The 2,058-nt window shown below is 64.5% G+C and carries 2 protein-coding genes; both read left to right on the top strand.

The annotated features are described in order from the left end of the window. On the top strand, positions 1 to 184 hold a 184-nt coding region (locus tag HP546_RS29585), incomplete at its 5' end, for a cell division protein ZipA C-terminal FtsZ-binding domain-containing protein (protein WP_306125996.1). 238 nt (positions 185 to 422) lie between these two features. Further along, positions 423 to 2,058 (top strand): NAD-dependent DNA ligase LigA (gene ligA, locus HP546_RS29580; protein WP_172233238.1); only part of this gene is annotated, 1,636 nt, incomplete at its 3' end.

The following is a 2,058-nucleotide window of genomic DNA, read 5'->3' as shown; positions in this document are numbered from 1 at the left end:
GCCAGGCCCGCGTCATCCGAAGCAGGCCTTCGATGTGATGGTGGCCGCGGCACGCAAGCTGGCCCACGAGCTCAACGGCGAGCTCAAGGATGACCAGCGCAGCGTGCTGACCGCCCAGACCATCGAGCACTACCGCCAGCGCATCGTCGAATTCGAGCGCCGCGCGCTGACCCAGAAGCGCTGACAGATCCAGACGAAAGAGCAGCCTGAGGGCGTGCTGGTCGGTTCGGGTACCTTTGTTGCCTGTGCTGGCCTCTTCGCGGGTAAACCCGCTCCCACAGGTACAACACTGCCCTTGAGGTTTGTGCTGTCCCTGTGGGAGCGGGTTTACCCGCGAAGAGGCCGGCACAGGCAACAATTACCTTGAACCCCACGCACCACTCCCAGGCTGCTCTTTTGCTTTGCAAGAGAAGACAAATCCCATGACCGCCGAATCCCGTATCCACGAACTGCGCCACGAACTCGACCAGCACAACTACCGCTACTACGTGCTCGACGAGCCCAGTGTGCCCGACGCCGAATACGACCGTCTGTTCAACGAGCTCAAGGCCCTGGAGGCCGAAAACCCGCACCTGGTAACACCCGACTCGCCCACCCAGCGCGTCGGCGGCCAGGCCTTGGCCGCCTTCAGCCAGGTGCGCCACGAAGTGCCCATGCTCAGCCTGGGCAACGCCTTCGAGGAAGCCGACCTGCGTGAGTTCGGCCGCCGCGTGGTTGACGGCCTCGACCAGCCCGGGGCGGTCGACTTCAGCTGCGAACCCAAGCTCGACGGCCTGGCCGTGAGCTTGCTGTACCGCGACGGCCAGTTGGTGCAGGGCGCCACCCGTGGCGATGGCACCACCGGGGAGGACATCAGCGCCAACGTGCGCACCGTGCGCAACATCCCGCTCAAGCTGCAGGGCGAGGGCTGGCCGGCGGTGCTGGAGGTGCGCGGCGAGGTGTACATGAGCAAGGCCGGTTTCGATCGGCTGAATGCTGCTCAGGCCGAGGCCGGCGCCAAGACCTTCGCCAACCCGCGCAACGCCGCCGCTGGCAGTCTGCGCCAGCTGGATTCGAAAATTACCGCCAGCCGCCCGCTGGAGTTCTGCTGCTATGGCGTCGGTCAGGTTTCCGAGAGCATCGGCGACAGCCATATCGGCGTTCTCGAGCAACTCAAGGCCTGGGGTATGCCGATCAGCCGCGAGCTCAAGCACGCGGCGGGTATCGAGGAATGCCTGGCCTACTACCGCGACATCGGCGAGCGGCGCAACAACCTGCCGTACGAAATCGACGGTGTGGTGTTCAAGGTAAACAGCCTGGCCTCCCAGCGCGAGCTGGGTTTCCGTGCCCGTGAGCCGCGCTGGGCAATCGCCCATAAATTTCCGGCCATGGAAGAACTCACCGAAGTGCTCGACGTCGAGTTCCAGGTTGGCCGCACGGGTGCGGTAACGCCTGTGGCCCGCCTGAAACCGGTCAAGGTGGCCGGCGTGACCGTGTCCAACGCCACCCTGCACAACATGGATGAAATTGCCCGCCTTGGCCTGCGCATCGGTGACACGGTCATCATCCGCCGTGCCGGCGACGTGATTCCGCAGGTGATGCAGGTGGTGCTAGAGCGCCGCCCGGAAGGTGCCCGTCCGGTCGCCGTGCCAAGCGAATGCCCGGTATGTGGCTCGCAGGTCGAGCGTACCCAGCTGGTCAAGCGCAGCAAAGGCAAGGAAACCACCAGCGAAGGTGCGGTATATCGCTGTGTCGGCCGGCTGGCGTGTGGCGCCCAGCTCAAGCAGGCAATCATTCACTACGTGTCGCGCCGCGCCATGGACATCGACGGCCTTGGCGAGAAGAGCGTCGAGCAACTGGTGGACGAAGGCCTGATCGGTTCGCCGGCAGACCTCTACAAGCTTGAATTCGAGCAGATCGTCGGCCTGGAAGGCTTCGCTGAAGTGTCCAGCAGGAAACTGCTGGACGCCATCGAGGCCAGCAAGCGCCCGAGCCTGGCGCGTTTCATCTATGCACTGGGCATTCCGGATGTTGGTGAAGAAACCGCCAAGGTGCTGGCCCGCTCGTTGGGCAGCCTGG

Origin of the sequence: Pseudomonas sp. CM25 (assembly GCF_013179705.1) — a bacterium.
In the GTDB taxonomy this organism is placed as follows: domain Bacteria; phylum Pseudomonadota; class Gammaproteobacteria; order Pseudomonadales; family Pseudomonadaceae; genus Aquipseudomonas.
Note: the sequence above shows the minus strand (reverse complement) of the source record. Positions and strands in the feature narration are given on the sequence as shown.